The sequence below is a fragment of the Paenibacillus sp. alder61 genome, from assembly GCF_020179875.1.
In the GTDB taxonomy this organism is placed as follows: domain Bacteria; phylum Bacillota; class Bacilli; order Paenibacillales; family Paenibacillaceae; genus Fontibacillus; species Fontibacillus faecis.
Map to the genome: position 1 here is coordinate 73,084 of NZ_JAIUDG010000015.1, position 25,607 is coordinate 98,690.

30 protein-coding genes are annotated in these 25,607 nt (G+C 54.1%); all 30 read right to left on the reverse strand.

From position 1 onward, the window contains the following. Positions 1–15: 15 nt before the first annotated feature. The gene (locus LBW89_RS16895) at positions 16–843 is read right to left on the reverse strand and encodes a CheR family methyltransferase (protein ID WP_276508689.1); all 828 of its coding nucleotides are present in this window, start codon (positions 841–843) and stop codon (positions 16–18) included. Beyond that, complete coding sequence (ndk, locus tag LBW89_RS16900) at positions 834–1,277, reverse strand: nucleoside-diphosphate kinase (protein ID WP_148451909.1); 444 nt, start codon at positions 1,275–1,277, stop codon at positions 834–836. The genes LBW89_RS16895 and ndk overlap by 10 nt, the downstream gene beginning before the upstream one ends. Positions 1,278–1,384: 107 nt before the next feature. Beyond that, a complete protein-coding gene (locus LBW89_RS16905) occupies positions 1,385–2,359 on the reverse strand; it encodes a polyprenyl synthetase family protein (RefSeq protein ID WP_148451908.1) in 975 nt (324 codons plus the stop codon). Next, complete coding sequence (locus tag LBW89_RS16910) at positions 2,356–3,222, reverse strand: menaquinone biosynthesis protein (RefSeq protein ID WP_148451907.1); 867 nt, start codon at positions 3,220–3,222, stop codon at positions 2,356–2,358. Before LBW89_RS16910 ends, LBW89_RS16905 begins: the two co-directional genes overlap by 4 nt. Next, positions 3,203–3,832, reverse strand: a complete 630-nt coding sequence (locus LBW89_RS16915; RefSeq protein ID WP_148451906.1) for a UbiX family flavin prenyltransferase — start codon at positions 3,830–3,832, stop codon at positions 3,203–3,205. Before LBW89_RS16915 ends, LBW89_RS16910 begins: the two co-directional genes overlap by 20 nt. Then, positions 3,832–4,704, reverse strand: coding sequence for a UbiA-like polyprenyltransferase (locus LBW89_RS16920; protein WP_148451905.1), 873 nt, complete (start codon positions 4,702–4,704; stop codon positions 3,832–3,834). Before LBW89_RS16920 ends, LBW89_RS16915 begins: the two co-directional genes overlap by 1 nt. Next, the gene (locus tag LBW89_RS16925) at positions 4,697–5,422 is read right to left on the reverse strand and encodes a demethylmenaquinone methyltransferase (protein WP_225039607.1); all 726 of its coding nucleotides are present in this window, start codon (positions 5,420–5,422) and stop codon (positions 4,697–4,699) included. The genes LBW89_RS16920 and LBW89_RS16925 overlap by 8 nt, the downstream gene beginning before the upstream one ends. Before the next feature lie 14 nt (positions 5,423–5,436). Next, positions 5,437–6,306 carry a heptaprenyl diphosphate synthase component 1 gene (locus tag LBW89_RS16930; RefSeq protein WP_225039609.1) on the reverse strand — a complete coding sequence of 290 codons (870 nt, stop codon included), beginning with the start codon at positions 6,304–6,306 and terminating at the stop codon, positions 5,437–5,439. Positions 6,307–6,415: 109 nt separating this feature from the next. Beyond that, positions 6,416–6,955: a hypothetical protein gene (locus tag LBW89_RS16935; RefSeq protein ID WP_225039611.1), complete on the reverse strand. Its 540-nt coding sequence runs from the start codon at positions 6,953–6,955 to the stop codon at positions 6,416–6,418. A gap of 101 nt (positions 6,956–7,056) precedes the next feature. Beyond that, positions 7,057–7,317: a trp RNA-binding attenuation protein MtrB gene (gene mtrB, locus LBW89_RS16940; protein ID WP_148451901.1), complete on the reverse strand. Its 261-nt coding sequence runs from the start codon at positions 7,315–7,317 to the stop codon at positions 7,057–7,059. A gap of 109 nt (positions 7,318–7,426) precedes the next feature. After that, complete coding sequence (locus LBW89_RS16945; protein ID WP_148451900.1) at positions 7,427–7,699, reverse strand: HU family DNA-binding protein; 273 nt, start codon at positions 7,697–7,699, stop codon at positions 7,427–7,429. Between the two features lie 184 nt (positions 7,700–7,883). Next, entirely contained in the window at positions 7,884–8,870 is a 987-nt protein-coding gene (locus LBW89_RS16950; protein ID WP_225039613.1) for an ABC transporter permease, read from the reverse strand. Beyond that, the gene (locus LBW89_RS16955) at positions 8,867–10,390 is read right to left on the reverse strand and encodes a sugar ABC transporter ATP-binding protein (RefSeq protein ID WP_225039615.1); all 1,524 of its coding nucleotides are present in this window, start codon (positions 10,388–10,390) and stop codon (positions 8,867–8,869) included. The genes LBW89_RS16950 and LBW89_RS16955 overlap by 4 nt, the downstream gene beginning before the upstream one ends. A gap of 94 nt (positions 10,391–10,484) precedes the next feature. Continuing rightward, positions 10,485–11,600, reverse strand: a complete 1,116-nt coding sequence (locus LBW89_RS16960; protein ID WP_225039617.1) for a sugar ABC transporter substrate-binding protein — start codon at positions 11,598–11,600, stop codon at positions 10,485–10,487. A gap of 146 nt (positions 11,601–11,746) precedes the next feature. Beyond that, the gene (gene spoIVA, locus LBW89_RS16965) at positions 11,747–13,225 is read right to left on the reverse strand and encodes a stage IV sporulation protein A (RefSeq protein ID WP_148452687.1); all 1,479 of its coding nucleotides are present in this window, start codon (positions 13,223–13,225) and stop codon (positions 11,747–11,749) included. Positions 13,226–13,610: 385 nt separating this feature from the next. Continuing rightward, a complete protein-coding gene (locus LBW89_RS16970; RefSeq protein WP_225039619.1) occupies positions 13,611–14,363 on the reverse strand; it encodes a DUF3939 domain-containing protein in 753 nt (250 codons plus the stop codon). Between the two features lie 45 nt (positions 14,364–14,408). Next, positions 14,409–14,765: a 2Fe-2S iron-sulfur cluster-binding protein gene (locus tag LBW89_RS16975; RefSeq protein WP_148451895.1), complete on the reverse strand. Its 357-nt coding sequence runs from the start codon at positions 14,763–14,765 to the stop codon at positions 14,409–14,411. Between the two features lie 15 nt (positions 14,766–14,780). Beyond that, positions 14,781–15,428 carry a hypothetical protein gene (locus LBW89_RS16980; RefSeq protein WP_225039621.1) on the reverse strand — a complete coding sequence of 216 codons (648 nt, stop codon included), beginning with the start codon at positions 15,426–15,428 and terminating at the stop codon, positions 14,781–14,783. Positions 15,429–15,458: 30 nt separating this feature from the next. Next, complete coding sequence (locus LBW89_RS16985) at positions 15,459–15,638, reverse strand: DUF2768 family protein (RefSeq protein ID WP_148451894.1); 180 nt, start codon at positions 15,636–15,638, stop codon at positions 15,459–15,461. 146 nt (positions 15,639–15,784) lie between these two features. Further along, positions 15,785–16,057 (reverse strand): stage VI sporulation protein F, encoded by a 273-nt coding sequence (locus LBW89_RS16990; protein WP_148451893.1) that lies wholly within the window; start codon positions 16,055–16,057, stop codon positions 15,785–15,787. A gap of 98 nt (positions 16,058–16,155) precedes the next feature. After that, on the reverse strand, positions 16,156–17,196 hold the full coding sequence (locus LBW89_RS16995) for an NAD(P)H-dependent glycerol-3-phosphate dehydrogenase (protein WP_148451892.1): 1,041 nt from the start codon (positions 17,194–17,196) through the stop codon (positions 16,156–16,158). Continuing rightward, positions 17,189–17,800 carry a glycerol-3-phosphate 1-O-acyltransferase PlsY gene (gene plsY, locus LBW89_RS17000; RefSeq protein ID WP_148451891.1) on the reverse strand — a complete coding sequence of 204 codons (612 nt, stop codon included), beginning with the start codon at positions 17,798–17,800 and terminating at the stop codon, positions 17,189–17,191. Before plsY ends, LBW89_RS16995 begins: the two co-directional genes overlap by 8 nt. Positions 17,801–17,815: 15 nt before the next feature. Further along, positions 17,816–19,138 (reverse strand): ribosome biogenesis GTPase Der, encoded by a 1,323-nt coding sequence (der, locus tag LBW89_RS17005; protein ID WP_148451890.1) that lies wholly within the window; start codon positions 19,136–19,138, stop codon positions 17,816–17,818. Positions 19,139–19,328: 190 nt separating this feature from the next. Then, positions 19,329–20,564 (reverse strand): 30S ribosomal protein S1, encoded by a 1,236-nt coding sequence (gene rpsA / locus LBW89_RS17010; RefSeq protein WP_148451889.1) that lies wholly within the window; start codon positions 20,562–20,564, stop codon positions 19,329–19,331. A 119-nt stretch (positions 20,565–20,683) separates the two neighbouring features. Then, positions 20,684–21,265, reverse strand: coding sequence for a lysophospholipid acyltransferase family protein (locus LBW89_RS17015; protein ID WP_148451888.1), 582 nt, complete (start codon positions 21,263–21,265; stop codon positions 20,684–20,686). Further along, on the reverse strand, positions 21,262–21,969 hold the full coding sequence (gene cmk, locus LBW89_RS17020) for a (d)CMP kinase (protein ID WP_148451887.1): 708 nt from the start codon (positions 21,967–21,969) through the stop codon (positions 21,262–21,264). The genes LBW89_RS17015 and cmk overlap by 4 nt, the downstream gene beginning before the upstream one ends. 117 nt (positions 21,970–22,086) lie before the next feature. After that, on the reverse strand, positions 22,087–22,296 hold the full coding sequence (locus LBW89_RS17025; RefSeq protein WP_148451886.1) for a hypothetical protein: 210 nt from the start codon (positions 22,294–22,296) through the stop codon (positions 22,087–22,089). A gap of 91 nt (positions 22,297–22,387) precedes the next feature. Beyond that, positions 22,388–23,041 (reverse strand): flagellar brake protein, encoded by a 654-nt coding sequence (locus LBW89_RS17030; RefSeq protein WP_211373283.1) that lies wholly within the window; start codon positions 23,039–23,041, stop codon positions 22,388–22,390. 184 nt (positions 23,042–23,225) lie between these two features. Further along, positions 23,226–24,581 (reverse strand): germination protein YpeB, encoded by a 1,356-nt coding sequence (gene ypeB / locus LBW89_RS17035; protein WP_148451884.1) that lies wholly within the window; start codon positions 24,579–24,581, stop codon positions 23,226–23,228. 333 nt (positions 24,582–24,914) lie between these two features. Beyond that, on the reverse strand, positions 24,915–25,604 hold the full coding sequence (gene prsW / locus LBW89_RS17040; protein WP_148451883.1) for a glutamic-type intramembrane protease PrsW: 690 nt from the start codon (positions 25,602–25,604) through the stop codon (positions 24,915–24,917). Between the last annotated feature and the right edge of the window lie 3 nt (positions 25,605–25,607).

Consider the following 25,607-nt stretch of genomic DNA (forward strand, 5'->3'; position numbering starts at 1 on the left):
GGTTTATACCGAATTTCACGCCTTTTTTCTGTAAAAAAACGTTTCCGCCGATTCCAACCCGTACTGGGACGGTGAAAAGATCTGTTCCGTGCTGCCGACGAACAGAATACCGCCCGGACGCAGCGCTTGAGCGAATTTATGATAAAGCCCGTGCTTCGCTTCCTCGGTAAAATAAATCATGACGTTACGGCAAACGATCAAATCGAAATTATCCTCGAACGGATCGAGCAGCAGATTCTGCTTCTTGAAGGTAACCGCTTTTTTGAGTTTGGGGTCAAAACGGTACATGGCCCCTTCGGGAGTAAAGTAACGTTTCGCCACCTCCGGCGGAACGTCCTTGAGCGACCGCTCCAGATACAGACCTTCCGCAGCCTTGGCCAGCGCACCCTCATCGATATCGCTCGCCAGCAAGTATGTACTCGTCAACAGCCCTTGATCCGCCAAAATCATGGAGAGTGTATACGGCTCCTCACCGGTGGAACAAGCCGCGCTCCAAACGCGAAGCTTGGATTTGCCGGCGGTAAGTCCGGGAAGGACGACATCCCTTAACACTTCCCAACGATTCGGATTGCGCCAGAATTCGGAGACATTAATCGTCATCTTGTCCAGAAATTCGTAGAATAGCGTTTTGTTTGCCATCATGGCATGATAAAAAGCATCGAAGGATGAAAATCCGTTCTTGTTGCGGAGGGTCGTCAAGCGGCGCTTCATCTGCGCTTCTTTATATTGGGCCAGGTCGATCCCCGTACTTTTCTTGATATGAAGGATGAACGCGGTGTAATCGGGATCCGGAACGCCCGATTCCTCTTGGCCCATGGGCGTTTTTGCCGAGATTAAATCCATGGCGTAATCGTCTTCGAATAGGCTACGATTTCGTGAGGCTCAAAGAAGTTCGCGATCTCCCGCTCCGCGCTTTCGGGGCCGTCCGAACCGTGAATCAAATTGTAAGGGGTATGGGCCGCAAAGTCTCCGCGAATCGTGCCTGGCGCCGCCTCCGTGACTTTGGTCTTCCCGATGACCGCACGGGATAACGCCACGATGTCATCCCCTTCCCAGACCATGGCAAACACCGGCCCGGAGGTGATGAAGCTCACAAGACTGTCAAAGAATGGCTTTCCTTCATGCTCCGCATAATGCCTTTTCGCTTGCTCCGGGGTAACCTGAACAAACTTTCCGGCAACCAGCTTAAAGCCTTTGTCCTCAAAACGGCTGATAATGCGCCCGATCAAACCTCTCTGAACGCCGTCCGGTTTAACCATCAAAAAAGTACGTTCCATGCTTCTCCTCCCGATATCGACAACTTGGTAATCCATGAAAAATCTGGCTCAACAGGTGAGTTTATTACCATTCTACCAAAAAAACGGGGTGCTGGTAAGCTTGATTCTCAATAGGAGCGTTTATTTACAAAGAGGGCTATCTCTTTGAGATGGGTTTTGGATTTGCTTTCCGGAAGCCCTTCCAAGGCGTCGAGAGCTTTTCCGATAAACCGGTCCGCCAGTTCTTCCGCCCGACGGATGCCCGGACTCGACAGGATCATCCCGATCGCCCGGCCGGCATCCGCCTCCATTCCGTTCGACCGGATCACTTCGAGTTCCGCCAGAAGCGGCTCGCGGATCTCCGGGTCCTGCAGCGCATAAATGACCGGCAAAGTGATGTTCCCTTGCCGCATGTCGCTGCCCGGCGGTTTGCCCAAGCTTTTTTCCGTACCGCACAAATCCAGCAGATCGTCCCGGATTTGAAAAGCCATCCCGACATTGTACCCGTACCGATAGAGCTGGGTATGAATTCGGGACGAAGCTTCCGAGGCCAAAGCGCCGAGCTGACAGCTGATCGCGATCAACAGCGCCGTCTTGCGGCGAATGCGCAGCAGATATTGCCGGACCGACTGCTCCGTGTTGAAAAAATCGCGGATCTGCTCCATTTCCCCGATCGACATCTGCACCATCGCTTTGGCCAGAATGCGGTGCAGCTCCGGAATCGGGAGCCGGGTGGCCAGCGTCAACGCTTTCGCATAGAGGAAATCGCCGGTATACATCGCGATTTTATTGTCCCATTTGGCCTTTACCGTAGGCTTCCCTCTTCGGGTTCCGGCATCGTCGATGACATCGTCATGGACGAGCGTCGCCGAGTGAATCAACTCCAGGGGTACCGCCACATGCTGCAGCTTCTCCAAATCGTAGGTCCCGAATTTCCCGCCGAGCAGAACGAAAACCGGGCGCAGCCGTTTACCTCCCGCCTTCAGCAGGTGCAGAGACGTTTCGCTCAGCAGCTCCTCATCGCCTTCGATGCTCCGGTACAGCTGCCGCTCAATAAAATCCATATCCCTTTTCAGCGCGCCGAAAATATCCATTAATTTCATTCTTTCACCCGTGTCAGCTTATTCTCACTCCAAATATCCATCCGTACTTCCTTCGGCAGAAGCCCCATTTCGTGGGCGTACGTAAAGTATAAGGCCAGTCCCTTCTGCCGCTGTTCACTAAAATCATAACACAAGTTCCGGAAATAATGTTCCCAATACTCCCTCGTGCCTCCGATCTCATCGATGGCTTTGTCCACCAGCGGCGTCAAATTCCCCAGGCTTTGACGTTTGCTCGCCGCGAAGGCGCCCAGGACTTCGGACAAAAAATCGGGATGGGAATCCGCAAACGTCCGCTGCACGGCCCAAACCGCGAACGTCATGCCGTAACCGGTCCATTGCTTCCAGACTTCCCCCAAATCCGTAACGATATAACCGTGATCCCGCCAGGAAGCCTGGATGGCGTGGTCGCCGATCAGCAGCGCGGCGTCGCTGCGTTCCATCATCTGATCCAGCACGGGCTCGCTTTCCCAATAGGTCGGCTTGCCTTCATAGGCCTTCTCCATAATGATTTTCAACAAATTGATCGAGGTCGCCGAAGTATTCGTAAGCGCGATGACCCCGTTGCGAATTTCTTCCGGAGGTTTCCGGGAAAACAGCAGAATCGAGTTTACCGGACCGTCCGAGCTTACGGATAGCTCGGGCAGAAGCACCAAATTCTCCGCCCCGTAACCGAAGGCAAACGACGAAACGGGCGACAGGTCAAGCGAGCCGCCCAGCATCCGGCGGTTCAGCGCCGAAGGCACGTCCGTCACCATCGTGACGGGTCGCGACAGGCCTTTCGCGTCAAAATGATGAAAAACGGGCCATACATTCGTATATTTGATTTTTCCGATGAGGATGTCGTCATTCTCCCGGTTGTTCATCATGATCCCCCCATCTTTTAAATAGCGCATGTTCGATGTTCAAATTGTCCAGTACTTTGCCCACCAGGAAAGCGACCAGATCGTCAATGGTTTTGGGGCCAAAATAAAAAGCGGGCATCGCCGGAATCAAGCGTACGCCGAGCCTGGCCAGCTTCAACATGTTTTCGAGATGGATCGCGTGAAGCGGAGTTTCGCGGGGAACCAGCACCAGCGGGCGCCCTTCCTTCATCATGACATCGGCCGCCCGGGTCATCAGATTGTCCGACGCACCGTTCGCGATCGAGGAGAGCGTCCCCATGGAGCAAGGCATAATGATCATTCCCATCGCCAAAAAAGAACCGCTGGCGATCGAGGCGCCGATATCCGCAATTGGATGGTACACCCAGTTGCCGGCGGTCTCGCGCAAATGCTTGCGCAATGCGGCTTCACGATCCGTCGTTTCCCAACCCAGCTCCTCCTTCAACACCCGCCAGCCCGCATTTGAAATAACGAGATGAACGGTGAAACCGAGATCCAGCAGCGTTTGCACCAGCTTGACGCCATAAGCGGAGCCGCTGGCCCCGGTAATTCCTACAACGAGTCCCCTGTTCTTCTTCGCGTTCTCATGCATCAGGAATGGCGCACCACCAAATCGATCAGGGTGAAGGAAAAGACAACGATACTCAATACCCCGTTCATGGTGAAAAATGCCGTTTGCAGCCGGCTTAAATCGCCGGGAGAAACGATATGATGCTCATAGAAAAGGATCAGATATGCGATAATCATGCCCGCGATATACCACCAGCCCAAATCGCTCATCAGCAGCAGCGCGATAAATCCGATCGCCGTGACGATATGGAAGGCTTGCGCGATTTTCAGGGATTTCGCGACCCCGAATCGGACGGGAATCGAATGGAGCCCTTCTTTGGTGTCAAACTCCACATCCTGACAAGAATAAATAATATCGAAGCCGGCAATCCAAAAAATAATCGTTACGTAAAAGACCAGAGCCGCAGCGTCGACCTTCCCGGCCACGGCCACCCATCCGCCCAGCGGAGCCAAGGCGATCGTAATACCGAGTACCACATGACACAGCCAGGTGAAACGTTTGGTGTAAGAATAAAACACAAGCATGAACACGGCGATCGGCAGCAGCTTCATCGCCAGCGGGTTCAATTCCGCGGCCGCCCAGAACAGCAAGGCGAAAGAACAAATAATAAACACGACGACCTCGCCGATCTTCAGCAGGCCGGCCGGGATCGCCCGGTTGGCGGTACGCGGGTTTTTGGCGTCGCTGACGCGGTCGATCAGCCGGTTGAGCCCCATCGCCGCGCTGCGCGCTCCGAACATCGCCAGCAGCACCCAACCGATTTCGGCCCATGACGGAAGGTGTTGGTGAATCGCCACGGAGCCGAGCAGAGCCCCCATGAAGGCAAAAGGAAGTGCAAATACCGTGTGTTCAAACTTAATCATCTGTAGAAATATTCCAATTTTCCTAAACATCTTGCTTCTCCTTCGTCCCGATATGCAGTGCGGCAATACCGCCGAAAAAAGGATACACTTCGACGTTGGACAGCCCGACTTCCGTATAAATTCCCGCAAGCTCTTTGCGGCCCGGGAACTGTATCAGCGATTCCGGAAGCCACTTGTATTGCGAGTACCGCTTGGCGATCAGCTTGCCTAGCATCGGCATCAGATATCTGAAATAGAAATAATACAGCCCTTTAAACGGCTGCCAGGTCGGTTTCGACAGCTCCAGGCAGACCACTTTGCCGCCGGGCTTGACCACTCTGGTCATTTCGGCAAGCACCCGGCGCGGATCGGGTACATTGCGAAGGCCGAACCCGATCGTGGCAAAATGGAAGGTGTCGTCTTCGAACGGGAGGTCCATCGCGTTGCCCTGGACGAGCCGAATCGAGCGGTCCAGCCCGCGCTCCTCGACTTTGCGGCGGCCGATCTTCAGCATATTTTCGCTGAAATCCAGGCCCGTAATCGGGCCCCCGCTCGCCTCCGCCATGCTGATCGTCCAATCGCAAGTGCCGCAGCACAAGTCGATCGCCGTATCCCCCGGCGCCATATTCATCTTGTTCATCGTGAATTTCCGCCAGGCCCTATGGCGGCCAAAGCTGATAATATCGTTCATAAGATCGTACTTCGGTGCCACGCTTTGAAACACGGAATGTACGAACTCTTCCTTCGGTTTGGAGGACGGATTATTCATTTAAGCCCTTCACCTTACCCTTCCTGAATTGCGGGAGACCGGGACGCCAGTACGGCGACCATCGGCTCCAGGATCGCGCCGATCTCGGTGCGGGTTTGTTCTCCCCCGCACTCGGGGACCAGATTTTTTACGTTCTCCAAAGATTGGTGCAGCATGGCGGTCAATTGCTTGTCAATCCGGTATTTCTGAAGCAGCCGGTGCCACTCTCCCGCCTCCAGCGCGTTTTGAGCGAGCTTCGCTTTGTCTTCCGAGGTGCAGGTCTCCCAGATCCGCAAATAAGCGTAACCCTTCCGTTCCTCCGGAGCTTCCGGACCGAGACTCAGTTCGTCCAGCGCCACTTCGCAACGGCTTAATTCGGTTAACAGCAGCGACCAAATGTTCTGCGCCGACTTGTCCAATTGATCGGTAAACGCATGAAATAACTCGCTTTTCACCCGAACGCGCTGTTTTATGTACTCCTCCGCGGAAATCCGCATATTCCTAAGTCCCATATAAAGCCGGACTTTGATCCGGTTGACTTCGCAGATCGCCGCACTCAAAGCGGAGATCATGCCGATCAGCCCCTCCTGCGCCAACTGCTGATAAAAAACGCTGCTGAAGTAATCACCGGCCAGCACCTTCAATTGCCGCGAACGCATTTCCTTTTCTTCCATCCGGAAATCCCCGACATCGATCATGTCATGCGTATCGAGCCCCAACTGAACGAGGAAAGCCGCAAGCGCGCAGGTTTCCCCCGAGCGTTCCGGCAGACGGGCCGAATCCTTTAAAAACGTATAAAGCAAACGAACACGGGTAACCGGGAAAACCGGTAGCTCCGTGTGGGTCGTAATCATGTCGTATTCGACATACTTTTGGGCCAGTTCTGTTATGCGATCAGGTCTCATCCTCTGCCTCCGAGCCGCTAATACTGACATCTTCGTTTACACTCTGGAAACAAAGATGTCACAATCTTGTCTATTATAGCATATGTTATTTGGGAGCGCACGGAGGGGCTTAATGGATTTTATCCCTCCACAACGCCGTCTCCGTCAGACGGAACCACCGCTTCAAATCCGCCGGGATTTCTCCGTCTCCGGTCTTGCGAAGCCGCTCCGGCGCGTCGGCCGGCCATTCCCCGCGGCGTACATCCGCGGCTACCAGCAAATACCGGCTTCCGAGCCACCGGTCCTCCGCGATGAGGCGAAGCAGCAGTTGGTCGATGTTGGGCGTCCGAGCAAACGCAAATGAAATCAGCTCCGCCATTCCGGCATACAATTCACCTTTAGTCAGCCGTTCATCCTTCACCTTGAGATCGACCGAGAGAATCCCGCCATTCAAATCCACCTTCGCAATTGGGACATTCAGTTCAAGGGAAGACAAGCTGTCGACCAGATTGTCGTCGGTCAATTCGACGGGCTTGCCGGTCTCCGAGAAAACCTCGGCGACAAGCCGCCCCTGTTCGTACAAGGGGCCTCCTTCTCTCGTCATCAGAGCCAAAGCGACGGCCACGCCGCAGGTCAGCAGCAGGGCTCGCATCATCCAATTCGACTTCACGGGAATCCCCCTTCGATTTTCACCGGATCTCCCGGACATCCTTAAAGGTTCATATCCCATTCTACAAAAGAAAAAAGCAGGCTATGCCTGCAAATTGATATTCATTCGTCCGTGTCGATGATCCCGTGCTTCGTATAAACGACCGCTTTGCCCCTGACCTTGACGGCCGAAGTATGGTCGGTGAACTGGGCGATCAGCACCTCGCCCTTATCCAGCTTTTCCGTATGGTGAAACCGGGTATCCTTGCCACGGGTCAAGCCGATGACCGTTACCCCTTGTTCCTTGGCCTTGACGACGAAATAATCGCCGCTGCCCGTCCCCTGTTCGGCTCCGCCGGATTTGGACTGTTGCTCCTGATTCATGAACGGCATTCCTCCCCGACAAATATTAGCACACTGTTGATGTTAAAAGAAAAGGCCGTGAACAAAAATGCCCACGGACTCTTTCAACACGGAAAATATGTAGAAATCTTTATTTAATTCCGTCTTTGAGCGCTTTGCCTGGTTTGAATGCTGGAATTTTGCTCGCAGGGATTTCGATTTCTTCTCCGGTTTGCGGGTTGCGGCCTTTACGTGCGGAACGCTCGCGCACTTCAAAGTTTCCGAAACCTACCAATTGTACTTTGTCTCCGTTTTGCAGAGCCTCAGAGATTGCGTCAAAAACCGCGTCGACCGCTTTGGTCGCGTCTTTCTTGGACAATTCTGCACTTTCCGCCACTTGAGAGATCAAGTCGGATTTGTTCATCAGGGTTCACCTCCCTACCAAATTTAATAGACCATTCTGATATTCTGTGTTTCCGTTTTGCCGTAGAATATACGTGGAACCGCGCATAAACCTTGGAATTTCCCGAAAAAATCGGGTTTTGACGAGGTTTAGGGCCTGCGGAACAAACTTATAGTAATACAGTCAAAAGATATTTTCAAGTTTTTTAAGTTTTGGACCGGTTCAGGACATAGAAAGTTACGGACAGCGCGAGTACCAGAACAGCCCCTTTGACGATGTCATGCGCAAAATACTGGACATTCATCATCGTTAACCCGTTCACGAGCACCCCGATCAGTACGGAGCCCACAAAGGTGCCGATGATATTCGGTTTCCCTGCCCCGAGAACCGAAAAACCGACAAAAACCGCCGCTACGGCCTCCATCAGCAGCGGAGCTCCGGCATCGATCTGCCCTGAACCTACCCGGGAAGCGAACAGAATCCCCCCGATCGCGGCGAATACGCCGGATGCGACATACGCCAGGGTCCGCACTTTTTTGACTTTGATCCCGGACAGACGCGCCGCTTCCTCGTTGCCCCCCGTTACATAAATCTGGCGGCCGTATTTGGTCCGGGTGAGGAAAAAGTGGACCAGCACGACGAAAATCAGAAGCAGGATGACGGAAATCGGGATTCCCAGCCATTTCCCCTGTCCCAGCAGCAGGAAAGTTTTGTCCATTTCTCCCGCCGCCTTACTGCCGTCCGGGAATTGCATATGATTATAAATCGTGTAGCCTTGGGCATATGTTTTATGGATTCCGCCCACGATGTACATCATCGCCAACGTGGCAAGGAGATCGGGAATCCGCATTTTGACGATGAGAAACGCATTGAGCAGGCCGATAATCGCCCCGATCGCCAGCGGCACGATTAGAACGATGTACAGCGGCATCTGGTACCAGATCATTAGAGTGGCCGTAACGACGGTGCTAAGCGACACCGTGGAGCCTACGGACAAATCAAACCCGTCGACCGCCAGCGACAAGGTAACCCCGATCGCCACAAAGGTTACGATGGCGATCGAATTTAAAATATCGGATATATTGCTGTAGGTGAAAAAGTAAGGCAGCCGGAACGAAAAAAAGGCGAAAACCAGCACAACCACGACCAACGCCCCGTATCTAAACGACAAGTTAAGCAATTTCTCTCTCATGACAGTTGTTCCCTCCGTCCCCCGCTAGCGTAAAACAACGCTTGTTCCTGTGTGATTTCTCCCCGCTCGAACACGCCCGCGATCCGGCCGTCAACCATGACGGCGATCCGATCACCGATCCCGAGGCCTTCATCCAGCTCGCTCGTGAAATAAACGATGCCTTTGCCCTGGGCGGCCAGGTTGCCGATGATCCGGAAAATATCGCTTTTCGCGCCGATATCCACCCCTTTGGTGGGTTCGTCGAAGACCAGCACCTCGGCCCCCCGCTCCAGCCATTTGCCGATGGCGACCTTTTGCTGGTTGCCGCCGCTCAAGTATTTAACCTCCAGCTTGGGGCTCGAGGTTTTGATGCCGAGCGCGGAGATGACCCTCTCCGCCAAGCTGCGCTCCCTGCGGGCGGACATGACGCCGAGGCGGCTTAATTGGCCGAGCAGCGGCAGGCTGAGATTCCGCTCCACGCTGTCCTGGATGACGATCCCCTGCTTGCGCCGCTCCTCGGGAATGCTGACGATGCCGGCTTGGACCGCGTCGGCCGGCTGGCTGAAGCGGAAGGCCCGCCCCTTCAATTCGATCGTCCCGGCATCGGGGCGATCCGCGCCAGCCAGAAGGCGGGCCAGCTCGCTCTTTCCGGCGCCGACCAGTCCGACGACGGCCACGATCTGGCCGCGGCGCACCTCCAGGTCGACGCCGCGCACCTTGGTTCCCCGTTTCAAACCGTTGACGCGCAGCAGCACGTCGCCGATCTCCGCGGGAACCTTGGGGAATTCCTCGGCAAAGGTTTTGCCGAGCATGTGTGAAATGAGGCCGTCGATCCCTCCGGCATCCCCCAGAGGGCCGGTATAAACCACCCGGCCGTCCCGCATGACCGTCACCCGGTCGGCATGATCCACGACCTCCTGCAAGCGGTGCGTAATGAATACGCACGCAACGCCTTGATCCTTCAGTTCATGAAGGATCCGGAAGAAGCTCTCCGCCTCCGCTCCGCTGAGCGGCGCTGTCGGTTCATCAAAGATGATCACCTTCGCATCCTGGGACAAAATGCGCGCCAGCAGGATCATCTGTTTCTCCGCGATGCTCAGCTCCGCCACTTTTCGCTTGACCGGAACGTTGACCTTAAGCCGCGCCAGCACAGCTTCGGCCCGGCGGGCGGTCTCGCCCGGGGAGATCCAGGTTTTCGCCCCGGGCTTGGCGAGCTCGTCCAGCATAACGTTCTCCGCCACCGTCAGTTGGGGCACCAGGGCGGCGTCCACCTCCTGATATACGCAGTGGACGCCGTGCAGTTTGGCGTCGGAGGGTCCTTGAAAGCGGACCTCCTGCCCCAGCAGCTTCATGCTGCCTCCGTCCCGCCCATAGGCGCCCGACAAGATCTTCATCAACGTGCTTTTTCCGGCGCCGTTCGCCCCGAGCAAAGCGTGGATCTGCCCGCCTTCCAGCGTCAAGTCCACTCCGTTCAAGGCGGTCACTCCGGCAAACGATTTCGTGATTTCCCGCATCTCCAGCACCTTCGGTGATAATGACATCTCCAAGTCTTCCTCCTTTCACCGGGAAAAGGCGGCGCCGTCCGTTGCCGGACGGCGCGCCTTGGTATTCTCCGAAAATTATAGGTTTACCGCGTTATTCCACGCCGTATTCCTTCATCCATTCCTGAATCCCTTGCTTCGATCCGCCCCAGCCTTCCACATACTGCGACAGTTCATCGGTGGAAATCTGCTGTTCCGGCAAAGCCTCGCGCGTAACCAGAACGGCCTTCAAGACCACCTGATCGTCCGTCGCATCGCCATGCAGCTTCTGATAAGCGTAGCGGACCTGAATCCGTCCGATATCCTTCGGATCCACCGCCGCCGATGCGACCCACGGGCTCTTCGGATCCTGGATCATCTGCAGATCTTCATCGCTAAGGTCCATGCCGTACACCTTGATCTCATCGCGGCCCGCCAATTGAATCGCCCGGGCCGCGCCTTTGGCGAATTCATCCCAGGCGGCCCATACCGCGGTGATTTCGCCCTTCGGATACTGCTTCAGCACCGCTTCCATTTGCGTTTGGCTGTCCAGCGCCGGATTGGACGCATTGCCGAACGCGGCGATTTCCTTGATTTCGGGATTTTCCGCAAGGAACTTCTTATACTCCTGCTCGCGCCGTTCCATCGGCGCAAAACCCGCTACCCACACCTTGACGATGTTGCCCTTGCCGCCGCTGTCCTGTTTCAATTTGTCCAGGGTAAGCGCCGCGAGACTCTGGTCATCCTGGGACAGCACCGTGGCCCCCGGAACGTTTACCAGCGCATCGAACACCACGACCGCGATCTTCTGCTCGACCGCCTTCTTGATGCCGGGTTCCAAAAATTCCGCCGAACCGTGATCCGTCAAAATGACATCGAACTTCTGATTGATCGCCGACTCCAGCAAGTCAGCCATTTTGGCCCGATTGTTCTCCGCGACGAAGGTCGTCAGTTCCCCGCCGAATTTTTTCACTTCTTCCGTGACGCCCTGTACGTACTGCTGTGAAAAGGTGCCGGTATTGAATTCCATGATCAATGCGATCCGTTTGCCGGCCAGTTCTTTGCCTTCCGCGGTATTCCCTTCCCCCTCCGCCTGGGCGGCCGCTGCCGGTTCGGTGGTCCCGCTATTTTCGGCGGGCATTTTCTTGATGCCGCAGGCGCTGATCGTCAACACAAGCGCAAGCAGCAGCAGGACGAAGCCCGTTTTTTTCAAATCTGTGATTTTCTTCATCGTTTCTCCCCCTGAATTATGATATGTAAAAATCTTTATAGATTACTATAATGCCAAATACCAAGTATGTAAATCGGTTTTATTAATTTAACGCAAAAAACGCGTTTGGCTCTTGTTCCCAGCCAAACGCGTTTGATGTCTATCGATCAAAGGATGATGGCGATCAAGCCGCCCGAACCTTCGTTAATAATTCTCCCCAGCGTCTCTTGCAGTTTATAGCGGGCATTATCCGGCATCATGGCGATTTTGCCCTGGATGCCTTCCCGGACGATCGAATGCAGCGAGCGGCCGAATATATCGGACTCCCAAATCTTGATCGGATCGTTTTCGAAATCCTGCATCAAATAGCGGACCAGTTCCTCGCTCTGCTTCTCCGTTCCGATGATCGGCGCGAATTCGGACTCGACATCGACGCGGATCATGTGGATCGAAGGCGCGGTCGCTTTCAGGCGAACCCCGAACCTGGAGCCTTGACGGATCAGTTCCGGCTCGTCGAGCGCCATTTCCGCCAGCGACGGAGCCGCGATCCCGTATCCCGTCGTCTTGACCATCTCCAGCGCTTCCGCGAATCGGTCATACTCCTTCTTGGCATGCGTAAATTCCTGCATGAGCTGAAGCAAATGATCTTTGCCCCGGATTTCCACGCCGACCACTTCCATCAAAATCCGGTCGTACAAATCGTCCGGCGCGTAAAGATCGATCTCGGCGACGCCTTGCCCCATGTTCAACCCGCTGAGCCCAGCCCGCTCGATAAAGTCGTACTCCATGAAGTTGCTGACGACCCGGTCCACGTCGCGCAGACGGCGGATGTCCTTGACCGTGTCGCGTACGGAATTTTCATAGTTGCTGCGGAGCCAATGGTTCTCATTCAGCACCATGACCCAGCTCGGGAGATTGACGTTGACCTCGTGCACCGGGAACTCGTACAGGACCTCGCGCAGGACGCCCGTGACGTCCTCCTCGGTCATCGTAGCCGCGCTGAGAGTAATGACCGGAATGTCGTACTTCGCGGCCAGTTCGCCCCGGAGCTGCTGCGTTTCCTCGCTGTTCGGGCGCGTCGAGTTAATGACGAGCACGAACGGCTTGCCGACCTCCTTCAGTTCGGCCACGACCCGCTCTTCCGATTCGACGTACGAGTAGCGTGGAATATCCGCGATCGTACCGTCCGTGGTGACGACGACGCCCAGCGTGGAATGCTCCTGAATCACCTTGCGCGTTCCGATTTCCGCCGCCTCCTGGAACGGAATCGGCTCTTCGAACCACGGCGTCGAAATCATACGGGGACCGTTTTCATCCTCATATCCCTTGGCGCCTTCCACGGCGTAACCTACGCAATCCACCAGTCTGACATTCACTTCAAGCCCTTCGGCCACCTTGATTTGCACCGCGTTGTTCGGCACGAATTTCGGTTCGGTCGTCATGATCGTTTTGCCGGCGGCGCTTTGCGGAAGTTCATCCACCGCACGCGCCCGATCGGCTTCACTCGCGATGTTCGGGAGCACCACCGTTTCCATAAATCTTTTGATAAATGTAGATTTGCCGGTGCGGACAGCTCCGACGACACCCAGATAAATATCCCCTCCGGTACGTTCGGCAATGTCCTTAAAAATGTCCACTTTCTCCAATACCAATGATATCCCCTCCTCAAAATTCGCCGAAGGAAAAATGCTCGCCGAGCATCCGCTTCGTTATTCGCCAATAATTTGAAATCATAGCTACGGTTAGGAGCGGCAGCTCCTTTGTACCTGTGTCCGCCGCCGCAAACCCGGGTGGAGAGAACAGCAACGAAGCGGCGTAACTCGTACATGCATTTGGACTAGTAAAATCATATGTACCAGATGCGGAATTATGACGGTTTAGACCGTCCGAGCCAGCTTTTTTTCGCGCCTCGCTTCGTCGCGAATATGACGGGCCATCTCCCGCCATATTGAATAGTTATGAATCTATCGTTTCCAATATGTATTTTTGGGCAAAAAAAACCGCAGCCGGCGGCTGCGAAATGAAGATAACTTATTCGATTTGCGGTACGGGAGTACCGTCGACCCAGCGGTAAGGGAGCGACTTGACCGGAACGAAATAGGACTGGTCGGTCAAAATCTCCCTTAAATCTTTATCTTCCCCGGGCTTTGCGCCCGTTTGGTCCAACGCTTGCATAATATCGAATGCATAATCTACATAAACGCGGCCGGCCTTGTCCACGAGATAGTCTAGAGGCTGACCGGAATAAACGCTTTTGAGGCTATAGTTTTCCGCTCCGGCCGCTTCCAGGTCGATCCTGTACACGCCCGGGGAAATCTCGCCGTTCTCCTGAACGGGAAGTTTACCATCCCGCTTGCTCCGGTATAGATCGACCGCCCGCTGTACGTCATTGACCTTTTGCACGGTAGCCAAATCCATCACCTTGACCGTGGGATCAATTTCCTCATTGATCACGAGAAAATAGACGCTCCCCCCTTTTTCGAAGGCGGCCTGCGGGATTTGCTCCAAATACCCCTGTTGATTCAACTGGTCCAAATTGATTCTGAATTTCTCGTATCTTGGCGTCTCTTCACCCGCCGTTATAATCGGCAAAATCCCCTGATCTTCTTGGAATCGGTCGATGGCCCTTTGCACCCTGTCAACGCTTTCAATGTACGAAACCCGCCTTTCCTGCGGTTCTCCCCGATACAAACAGCCCGACAGCAACCCCGATAATAAAAATATCGTCAATCCGCACGCAAAACGGCGGTACATCCTTCCGCCCCGTCGTTTTCGATTCTGCATGGTTCAATTCAAGCTCCTTCATTTTATACTCTTTCGCCGGACGGGTCACCAAAGGCTGTCTTCCTCGTTTTGAGCTTCCAGCTGCTTGCGGATCGCCGCCTTCAGCGGATTTTCCGGCAAACTGACCGTGGCGGGTCCCACAACCTTGGCCTGGCAGGCCAAGCGGATCCCCTGTTCCAGCAGGGGGCCCAGCTTGCGGCGTTCCGCCTCGCCGGGAGGCGTAAGTCCAGCCGGCGTCCCGTCCGTGCTCCTAACCTCCACTTTACACATCAGGCAGCCCGCATTTCCGCCGCAGCGGGTCGGAATATGAATCCGGGCTTTTCGGGCCGCCTGCAGGAGATTCGTGCCGGAGCGTACTTTTAACGTTCGATTACCCGGCAAAAAGGTGACTTGCGGCTCCATTCTCGGAATACCTCCTTATCGGCGGGCGTTCTCCAGTTCGCCCCACGGGCCCGACAGCAGCGGCTGATTCAAAAGCTCCGCCATTCTCGCAACAACCTCTGCCGACCACCGGTTCCGACGCAGCAGTTGATAGAGCAGCGGAAGATGCCCCTCGGCGTTCCGGCGCATGACACTGGCGATGTTCAAATAGCGATCCGGGCGACCTCTCAAGAGGTTGAACACAAATTCATGACTTAAGGGCATCAGGCGTAGTTCCGACTCGCCCAACCTTACCATCGGCGCGCCGGGCGCCAAAACTTCGTCCACTTCCGTCCGGTATACGGCCCCTTCGGTTTTCACCTGAAAACCGCCGACCAGCTCCAAAGTCCATTCGTTCAGCCGGTAATGGCTGAGTTGGGACACGTAAAGTCCGCTTTGGTCCAGGCGCGGTTCGTCCAAGGCACTTTCAGCCAACAGGCCGTGCAGTTCCTCCGCTCCGGTCATATCCGCATAAATGTCGATATCCCGGGGCGAAGTATCCAGGGGTACGCCCTGCAGCCAAAGTCCGCAGCTTCCCCCAAGCAGCCAAGCTTCCTTCGCTCCCTCACACCGCTGCGCAAGCGACTGGAGAGCGCGGCTGATATCCGGGAATTTTTCATTGAATCCCTTCATATCCAAGTCCATATTTAATCCTCTTCTCTTATCCCAGAAATTCTAGGTGATCGATACGAGTCCCGTTAGAAAACCCGCCAGCATAATGACGAAGGCGACCAAGGAAAGAACGCCGCGCAGGATCCCTTTCGTTTTGGTCCGGGCAAACGTAATCAAAAATACAGACAAGCCCATGACAAGAATCGCGGCCAAGGACAGCCACATTTTAGTCATTGCGTCCATGATCGGTACACTCCCTATCTGAATTCACGGCATGATTATGATGATTATTATAGCATCTCCGAAGCGTACAGGCTATGTAAACGAGAGTCTAATAAAAAAAGCTGCCATAGGCGGCAGCTCTGCCCATTCGGGCAGCCATCTCATATTTATTTCTTTATCATCATTTTCATTAAGGCTTCCATATTGTTGGGATTCATGCCGCTTTTCTTGACAGCACCGACAATTTCGTTGACGGTGCTCTCCGAGACGGGGACCTTGGCCATCGCGGAAACCTGCTTGATCAGCTTTCTCAGTTCGGCCTCGCTCTGCATCGTCGAGGGCTTTACCGTGCTGGCCAGCTTTTTGACCGCGCCTTCCGAAATCTTCTTCCCGGTCTTCTTATTGATGGCATCCAAGGCATCCTTGGAAACTTTGCCCATATTCTCGCCTCCTCCATTGTCCTCCCCAACAGTTTATGAGAAGGAGCAGGAAAAGGTCCTAGGCCTTAGCGGATGATCCCCGATGCCCTTTAGATAACTCAGGTATGCCACTGCTCCCAGGTTTCCAGCGACATGACCTCCATTTCGGTTTTGCGGTCCCGTCCCATCAGCGCCTCCACCGCGGTTCTGGGATCCATTCCTTCGAACAGCACGTGGAAAAGCTGTTTGGCGATCGGCATCTGGACCTGGTATTTCTCGGAGATGGTGTGGGCCGCTTTCGTCGTCCGTATGCCTTCGACAACCATCCCCATCGAGCCCAGCACCTCCTCCAGCGATTTGCCTTCCCCGAGCAAATAGCCGGCCCGCCAGTTCCGGCTGTGCCGGCTCGTTGCCGTTACCACAAGGTCGCCGATGCCGGCCAATCCGGCGAAGGTGAGCGGATTCGCGCCCATCTCCACCCCGATCCGGGTAATTTCGGCCAAGCCCCGGGTCAAGAGCGCCGCCTTGGCGTTGTCCCCATATCCGAGTCCGTCGGACATGCCCGCGCCCAGGGCGATAATGTTCTTCAAAGCCCCGGCCAGTTCAACGCCGACCAAATCCCGGTTCGTATATACCCGGAAATAGGAATTCATGAATAAGTCTTGGGCCGCGGAGGCCTGCGATTCATCCAACGAGGCTACGACCACCGTCGTCGGACATCGTTTCACCACTTCCTCCGCGTGGCTCGGACCGGACAGCACGACAATCCGGCCCTCCTCGCAGCCGAGTTCCTCGGCAATAACCGTGGAGATCCGTTTTAAGCTCTCGGTTTCAAACCCTTTGGTGGCGTGGACGATCAGCATATCTTCCGTCCAATGCGGCTTCAAGGAGCGGGCAACCTCCCGTACGGCCGAAGAAGGTGCCACAATGACCACCGCTTTGGCGCCTTCGACGGCTTCCTTCATGTCCGTGGTTGCGCGCAGATGGGGCGGTAGTTCCACGCCCGGCAAAAAGCGCTCATTACGGTGCAAATCGTTGATCTCATCCCGTTGCGCTGCGTTCCGGGTCCATACCATGACATCCATTTTCTTGTCAGCCAATACGCTGGCGAGGGCCGTTCCCCAACTCCCTGCCACCAGCACAGCAGCTTTGTCAGACAACGCGTTTTCCTCCTTTGGAGCCCAGCTTGTTCTCTTTGCCCTGGGCGATTTTCACGATGTTGGTGCGGTGTCTCCAAAAGGCGAAAACGCAAATGACCAGACTTGCCCAGAAATAGGGGCCGAATTCGCCTGTCACCGCAAGAAAAACCGGCGTCAAAAACACGAAAATCAAAGAGCCCAACGAGACGTATCTCGTAAACACGATCGAAAGAATCGCGATGATTCCGGCATACAAGGCCGGAAAGAAAACCAGGGTCGCCATGACCCCGATGGTCGTGGCGATGCCTTTTCCGCCGCGAAAGCGGAAGTAAACCGGCCAGTTATGCCCGATGATCGCGGCGATTCCGCTAAGCGAGGCGACCCAGGCGGAGTCGCCGCCCAGCCAGCGTCCGATCCATACGGCCGCGATCCCCTTGAGCACGTCCAAGGCCAGCACAAGAATGGCCGGACCTTTGCCGAGGACGCGGAGCGTATTGGTTGCGCCGGCATTCCCGCTCCCGTGCTGGCGGATATCGATCCCTTTCAGCGACTTGGCCAGCAGTACGCTGAAGCTGACGGAGCCCAGCAGATAACACACAATTACAGCTACGACAGGTAAAATCACTTCGCCTCTACTCCCCTAACCTTCATCTGACTTGCGCCGCGTGAACAACCGGATCGGCGTGCCTTCAAAGTCGAAGGCGGCTCTGATTTTGTTCTCCAGGTACCGTTCGTACGAGAAATGCATCAGCTCCGGATCGTTCACGAAAACTACGATGGTAGGCGGCTTGACCGACACTTGCGTCACGTAATTAATCCGCAGACGGCGCCCTTTGTCGGTCGGCGGAGGATTGATCGCAATCGCGTCGGAGACGACGTCGTTCAGCAAATGCGTCTGCACACGTTTCGTATGCTGGTCTGCGACATGCTGAACCACCGGAAGCAACTTATGCAGGCGCTGCTTGGTTTTGGCGGACAAAAACACCACCGGCGCATAAGTCATAAACAGGAAATGGTCGCGGATTTTTTGCTCGAATTGGTGCATTGTTTTATCGTCCTTCTCCACGACATCCCATTTGTTTACGACGAATACCGAGGCTTTCCCCGCTTCATAAGCGTAACCGGCGATATGTTTATCCTGCTCGATAATCCCTTCCTCCCCGTTGATGAGGACCAGGACGACATCGGCGCGCTCAATGGCTTTCATCGCCCGCATCACGCTGTACTTCTCGGTCGTTTCATAGACCTTGCCGCGCTTGCGCATCCCCGCCGTATCGATCAGCACGAACTTCTGCCCGTCCTTCTCGAAAGGGGTATCGATCGCGTCCCGGGTCGTACCGGCAATGTCGCTGACGATGACCCGCTCCTCGCCGAGTATGGCGTTGACGAGCGAAGATTTACCGACATTCGGGCGACCGATTAACGCGACGCGGATTACATCGTCTTCATACTCGTCGTCCGGCAGCTCCGGCAAGTTCTCGGCGATGGCGTCCAGCAGATCGCCGACCCCGGTGCCATGGCTGCCCGACACGCCGATCGGGTCGCCGAATCCAAGATTGTAGAACTCGTAAATATTGTCCATCCGCCCGATATTATCGACTTTATTTACGGCCACGATCACCGGCTTGCCGGAGCGGTAGAGCATTCCGGCCACCTCTTCATCGGAGCCGATGACACCGGCCTTGGCGTCGCACATAAAGACGATGACATCCGCTTCTTCAATAGCGAGTTCGGCCTGCATCCGGATCGACTTCAGAATCGGCTCCTCGTCATCCAGCTCAATTCCGCCCGTATCGATAATGCTGAAAGCTTTACCGTTCCATTCGGCGGCTCCGTAAATCCGGTCCCGGGTAATCCCCGGTTTGTCTTCCACGATGGCCAAGCGGTCGCCGATAATACGGTTAAAAATCGTCGATTTGCCGACGTTCGGCCTGCCCACAATGGCCACTACAGGTCTTGCCATACGCATTCCTCCCTAACCATTCGTCTATATTTTAATTTTTCGTGTCCTTTTTTCGTTATACCTAGAACATCATAGCAAAAAAAACCACGATTGGCGAACCGGGCCGACTTCGCTATTTCCCTTTGCCTAAATAAAATCGGCGAACCCGCTTGCAAGGGTCCGCCGATCCATTCGTCTGCCTGTATCCCGCTTATTTCAGTTTGCTCAGCTTATCGCCGAAACGTTCACCCAGCGTGATGCTCAGTCCTTGGTTGCTCAGCGAAACGTTCGGGTTGTCGCCCAAATCTTCTTTTCTCACGCTGCTGCCTTTGGAAGGCTTCTCGCTTCTAGGAGCCGGAGCAGGAGCTTCTTCGGTTTCCTTAATGCTAAGGCTTACCCGCTTCTCGGCCGGATTAACATCCAGCACTTTCACTTGAACGGTTTGACCTTCTTTCAGCACTTCATGAGGCGTGCCGATATGTTTATGCGAAATTTGAGAGATATGAACAAGTCCTTCAACCCCAGGCGCGATTTCCACGAAGGCCCCGAAATTAACCAGACGCTTCACTTCACCGCTTACGATGTCCCCGGTGTGGAACTTCTCGGCAGCCGTCTCCCATGGTCCCGGTGTAGCGGCTTTGATGCTAAGGCTGATTTTGCCCTTCTCCGGATCAACCTTCAACACTTTTACCTTCACCTTGTCGCCTTCGGAGAGAACATCAGCCGGTTTGTCGACATGGTTCCAAGCGATTTCAGATACATGGACCAGTCCGTCCACCCCGCCTACGTCCACAAATGCGCCGAATTGAGTCAAGCGTTGTACCGTACCTTCCAGCACTTCGCCTTCCTTCAGTTCGCTCATGACTTTCAGCTTGTTGGCTTCAAACTCTTCGTCCAGCACATCCTTTTGGGAAAGGATGACTTTGTTGTTCTCCGGATCGATTTCCTTGACTTTAACACGCAGAGTGCGTCCTTTATAGTCGCTGAAATCTTCCACGAAATGACGCTCTACCATCGAGGCCGGAATGAATCCGCGTACGCCGACGTCCGCCACGATTCCGCCTTTTACGACATCGGCGACCGTAACTTCGAACGTCTCTTGACTTTCGAAGCGCTTCTTCAGCTCTTCCCAAGCATTCTCGCTATCGATCGCGCGCTTGGACAGAACCAGACGCTCTTTCTCGTCGTCGATGCTGACAACTTTGGTTTCCACTTCCTGTCCCACTTGAACGGCATCGGCTGCGTTGTCCAGGTGAACCGAGGACAATTCACGAATAGGAATAACGCCGTCGTATTTATATCCAATGCTTACATAAGCCTGGTTATCTTCAATTTTGACGATCGTTCCTTTTACGGTGTCCCCTTTTTTCAAGGATACGATTTGTTCCATTTCTTCCTGGCTTGCCGTTTCGGCAGCTTCAAACTCGTTTTTTGTTTCTTCCGACATGTGAATACCCTCCTCAATTCAGAAAACCCATTTATTTAAACCCGCCTGAAGCGAAGTTCAAAACATTCATTCCTAGCTTGCCAAATACCTCCTGCCTTCATGCATGAAAAGGGAGGCGGTCAGCCGCGTGATTTCAATTCCGCAATACGCGCCATAATCGCTTCGGTGGCCATTTCGGCGGCGTCCGCGCCCTTGTCTTCCTTGAAGGCCGACAGATCGACAGGCGGACCGTAAACCACTTTCATTTTGCGAAAAAGCTTGTAATTCCCAATAATCGCCACCGGTATAACGGCAGCGTCGCTCCGGAGCGCGAATGTAGCGGCTCCTCGTTTGCCGATGCTCGCGTCTTCCCCTTTGTTTCGGGTCCCTTCCGGAAAAATCCCCATGACATGCCCTTCACGAAGCAGGGTGAGCGCGGTCTTGATCGACTCCTTGCTTACTCCGCCCCGTTTAACCGGGAAAGCTCCGAGCTGCTTGATAAGCCAGCCTAAACCGAAGATGTCGAACAGCTCTTTCTTGGCCATAAAATGCACCTTCCGCTGAAGCAAAATGCCTATGGTCGGCGGATCAAGATTGCTTAGGTGATTGGAGCACAACAGCACTCCCCCTTCGGCCGGAATATGTTCCAAGCCGTGGGCCTCCAAGCGGAACAACAGCTTGTAAATGAGGCGCAGCGCACCCCGGCAAAAACTGTAGATCATTCCGTTTCTCTCTTTCTAACATAAGTTCTGCACATGGAAACGATGGCCTCGGCCACCTCGTCCGGCGTCATGTTCGTGGTATCCAGCAGGACGGCGTCTTCCGCCTGCCGGAGCGGGGAAATTTCCCTTTCCCGATCCAGCCGGTCCCGCTCGTCTATATCGCGAATGAGCTGATCCAAGGTGATCTGATCCCGTTCCTTCATCTCTTTGTAACGCCGCCGGGCGCGTTCCTCGACGCTAGCCGTCATAAAAACCTTGACCTCCGCATCGGGAAGAACCGTTGTACCGATATCGCGACCGTCCATGACGACGCCTTTGCGCAAAGCCATTTGCCGCTGCAGAGAGACAAGCCTGCCTCGCAGCCCCTCGATTTGAGCATATCGGGACACCTGGGCGTTCACCGCAAGGGAACGGATCTCCTCCGTCGCCTCTTGCCCGTTGACGCTAACCCGTTGCCCATCTTCTCCGGGTATTAATTCAATAACCAGGTTGGGCACCGTTTGAAGCACTTTTTCTTCGTCTTCCGGTTCGATTCCAAGCTGCTGAAAATACCAGGTTGCCGCCCGGTACATCGCACCGGTGTCGACGTATATGTATGACAGCATGCCTGCAACCCTGCGGGCGATCGTACTTTTGCCGGCTCCGGCCGGTCCGTCGATCGCGATGTTGATTTTGCCAGATGATGATGACGCTCCGCTAACCAAAAGGGGATTCCTCCTCAGAAGACGGTCTCAAGAAAAAAGCAGGCATTGCCTGCGACGTGAAAATTATACCACACAAAGCAATGGGATGCAAAAGCCTTCCGCGCGAAAAGGCAGATTTTAACGGTTTTCCGCGCGGCGAATCGGAGTTCCTTCGTATTTTTCGGCGGATGCCAAAAGATGTCGAATGACCGGAAAGGACATGAGCGCCTGAGACAGAATCAGACAGCATAGCAGGACGATCAGCGCCTTGCGTAGCCCATGCTCCACCCTGTCCGAAAATTGCAGGAACAGCGATACGTAAATTTCCCGATCTTTATTTTCGCGCATGAAGTTTCACCTTTTTCCGAAAAAGTCACCCTGTCCCAACAGGTTGCCCAAAAAAAGGCAGAACCTTGCATCCGCCCGGAGATACCGATAATTAGCGGTTTCGGAAATCAAATTGCCGCTCAAAGCAGTAGCGGATAATCTTCTGCCGCTCCATATCGGAAATGCTGACAAATTTCAACATCACGAGGTCTTTCCCCGTTTCCAGTTTCTTGGTCCGCACGACTTCGGCTTCAAACGGAGCGTGTTCAATGCTCCCGTTCTTATAAGGCAACAGCAGCCAACAATATAAAGGGTCGCCTTCTTTTAATCTGTACTTACCGTCGCAAATCATCGAAACCCCACCGCCGCCAACATCTTCGGTCAGCGCCACAAAGCGGGTGTTGTCCTGCACCCGAACCGCGATTTCCAGCTCGGCAACGACCCGCAAATAATGCCGGCGTTGAATTTTGGTGATCGCCTCCGGTTCCGGTTTGCGAATCCGGACCAATTGAACGACATCGTCCGCGTAGCCGAGGACATATGTATTAAAATAATTTTTCACACCGTCTTCGGTTAAAAAATAGACGGACAGCTCGTCTCCCGCAAATAGCCTTCTTATTCTTCCGCTGCCGACTTCGATCGGCACCTCGATCAAGTAAAACTCATCCCCGAGGTCCGCGATTCGGGATTTGCATTCCTTGTCATCTTCCTTTTTATCCGCAGAGGCGACCTGGATATAAATCAAATCATTTACTTTTGGCAACAACGTTTCCACCGACCCCTTTATTCATCTTGCTGCTTTTCGTCACTTAAACGATTATATCATGAGCCGGGTCGATGGAGGAGAGTTTTGTACCGGCGAATTACAAGAAACCCTTTATTGAGACTATTCCCAAAAAACAATAAAGGAGAACCCGATGCCGGGCCTCCTTCTTTAAACCGTTATTCACTTATGAACGGGTTCCCTGTCCGCGGCTGCGAATTTCTTCAACGGTTTCTTCGGTCCCCGTTTCCGCATTGATGAAAATCTTATAATCCGAGCCGTTGATCGATCCCCCGAATTCGTAGGTAAGCACCTTTTCCGACATGTCGTTCTCGATCAGGGCCAGACGATGGTATTTCTCCTTAAATTCCGAGTTCAGGAATTTCCGCGCTTGCTGCAGCGTCAGCTTCGGTTTGGGCACTTGCTCCCGATTTTCCCGTTCGTACACGTAATCGCTGGCCTGCAAGCCCGTCACTTGGCCGTTATCCAGACCCACCCTTACGGTTAACTTCTCGGGGTACAGCAACACGCCATCCTGCTTGGATACAAAAGTAAAGGTGCCAATGTTGTCATACTCGTCATAGGAAACGGGAGTAAGATCCGGATATCCCTTTTCCTGCAGAAATTTTTCCGCGGACGCTCTGGCTTTGCCGGTACCGACCGCTTTAGGCCCGATATTTCGGTCATGCACGTAGGAAATCAGGTAACCTCCGTTTCGGGTATAGTCCAGGGTGACCCTTTCCCCCTGATTGCCTTGCCGCTGCGCCGTAAACGAAGCCCACTCGGTGCCGCGGCCGTTTTCGACTACTTTAAACGAATTCGCATCCGGCGTGCCCGTAAAGCGGGCGGCTTCCGTTTTGATCTTCTGCTCGGTCACCGGGGCTCCCCCCAATTTCTTGACCGACCGTTTATTGTACATGCTTGAGACGGATGGACCCCAATCCAACTCGGGATATTCGCCCACCTTCTTGTCAACGGTTTTGAAACCGTCGATGATGGTGTTGTCATTAGGTTCCCTTTGGCTCGCCAAGGCCGTCTCCACGTCCATCCAGCGCAGACGGTTGCTGATAACCTTGTTCTGAACTTCCTGAAGATTCTTGGAGATCTCAGCGGAACTTTTATAAAGTTCCTTCAGGTTTTTAAGCTCGCCGTCGGTCAAAGGCTGCTTCGTTAAATCCCGAATTGCCGTCTGATAAGAAAACTTGGAAATGCGCGACAGGAACTCCTCGGTTTTGTTAAACGGCAGCAGCGTCAGCGGCAGTTGATTGATTTCATTCTGGGCTTCGCTCGTAATCCGCCATACGTTAACCAGGCCTTTCCGGTGCGAACCTGTGGATGCGGTATGTACCGCCAACGTATTCCCGAGCTCCCTGTGGAGTTTGTCCACATGGAAGGACAAATCATGAAACGCCCGTTGGTACTGGTTTTCCGCCTTGATCAAAATCGCGTTTTTTTCCTGGTTCTCCTGATAGCCCCAAACCAGGGCGCCGATCAATAGTATCGTGGCAACCGGAAAAAGTATAGCACTCAATCGTTTATACATCGGTAATCGGACTCCCTTCTTCAACTGTCTGAGGGTAGTTTGACTAGAAGCTGGGAGGTTTATGCATTCATAACTTCAGAAGAGAAGAACCGTTCATCCTGCTCACGCCTAGAGGTGCTCCTCCTCGATTTCAAAAGCGTGGCGGTTGTCGCAGACACACTGCTTAAAACCCGTATCAATCTGTCCCTTCTCTTTCTTCCCGCGGAGAATAAACCTTTCCCCGCAGTTCTTGCATAAAATTTTCACTTTTACGCGCACAAAAAAAGCACCCCTTTCAGAATACCGGCCATCAGCCGCGCTTCCAAAATAAAGGATGCCCTCTTTGAATTCATCTTAATCTTGTCCCCTGGCTTCCGTGAGACGGAAAGGAGACCGGTTGTTGGCGCGGTACATTTTGCCGATCCCTCCGTACCATAAAAAAGCCATCAGAGGGACGATGTACCAAATCCAATAATGCGTCACATTGTCCAGGATCCAGTCGTAGACCCCGTGCCACAAAAGCGGGAGCAACAAGGAATAAATCAAGAACTTGGTGCTCTTCCGCCCGGTGGAGAATTTCGCCCTTCCCATGTAATATCCCATCATCACGCCGAACATCGCATGCCCTGACACCGGAAGCAGCGCCCGCACGATCAACGTGCCGATCGAAGCGTGGCTGGCGAACGCATAAATGACGTTCTCCACGGTGGCAAAACCCAAGGATATCGCGGCCGCATATAAAATGCCGTCATAGGGCTCGTCAAATTCGGTGTGATTGTAGATCATATGGAAAAGAACAAACCACTTTAGGGTTTCCTCCACCCCGGCGGAAATACCGAAGGCCGAAATAAGCGGACCTTCCCCCAACCAAATCGCGATGCCGCGCTGCACGATCATTACCGGCAGAACGATCAGAAAACCGAGCAGAAACACTTTAATAACCATATGCAGTGGTTCGGCATCATACTTGTCCTTCAAATAAAAATAGGTCAAGAGAGCAATACCGGGAGCAACCGCTGCTGTGGCAATCGAGAAAAAGAGCAACGG